Here is an 892-nt window from a genome sequence, read left to right on the forward strand (position 1 = left end):
AAAAAATTTCACATACCGTACTATTATTTTATGAATTTATAAATTACAAAAACCTTACCTATAAAGTGATTTATACAAACTATCGAACAAACTTAAAACAAAGTCAATTAAAAGAAGTAGTACTTAATGAATATCCATTCTTTGAACAAGTTACAATGTATGAATTTGAAGATATCGTAGAGGAGATGGAAGCAAATCCTGATAGAAGAAATCTTTACAATACTGAAGGAAAATTTTAATTAAAATATTCGACAGATGATGCCTGAATATATATCTTATACGAAGTAGCTAATTAGCACCTATAGGCTAATTTTTAACATGCAATTTACTATACTAATTGTCATATTAGCTCATTTTTTATTTTTATAAGGAATTTTAATTAATTTGAATATTTTACAATATTTCATTTATTATCACCCATAAAAACATTATTCCCCCCAATTCTTAATGAAGAACTATAAGTCATAGGCAAATCCCCCTGTTTTTTATCTAAAATTAACTTTAACATAAAATATCCTTTGAAGGTGGTATATATTATGTATTATCCTTTTGGTGCGTTTACTTATTATGATAAGGACACTGATAAGACTCACTTGCAATTCAGCTATGTTGATATGCGAATCATCATTTTGAAATCGAGGTCTTTGATGAAAACCTACGTCAAAAGGGTAAAGTTCGATGTCCGTAATGGTATTATTGAAAAGCAAACTAAGAGAGGAAGTAACTACTAGGTATAAAATTTTTCATGATGTTAGTAGGTTGCTTTCAATCCCTTTCCAGAGAACGGGTAAGCTCGGTGAAAAGGCGTAAGAATTTACCGTAACAAGTTAAGTTGACGAAAGCCAACCTGCGGAGGTGGTGTAAATCATTACGCTTGAGTTGAATGAATATG

The 892-nt window shown here is 29.7% G+C and carries 1 protein-coding gene; it reads left to right on the forward strand.

The annotated features are described in order from the left end of the window. A partial coding sequence (locus tag CN514_RS25730) for a hypothetical protein (protein ID WP_176525903.1) occupies positions 1–239 on the forward strand: 239 nt, incomplete at its 5' end. Positions 240–892 lie beyond the last annotated feature (653 nt).

Origin of the sequence: Bacillus sp. AFS001701 (genome assembly GCF_002559405.1) — a bacterium.
In the GTDB taxonomy this organism is placed as follows: Bacteria; Bacillota; Bacilli; order Bacillales; family Bacillaceae_G; genus Gottfriedia.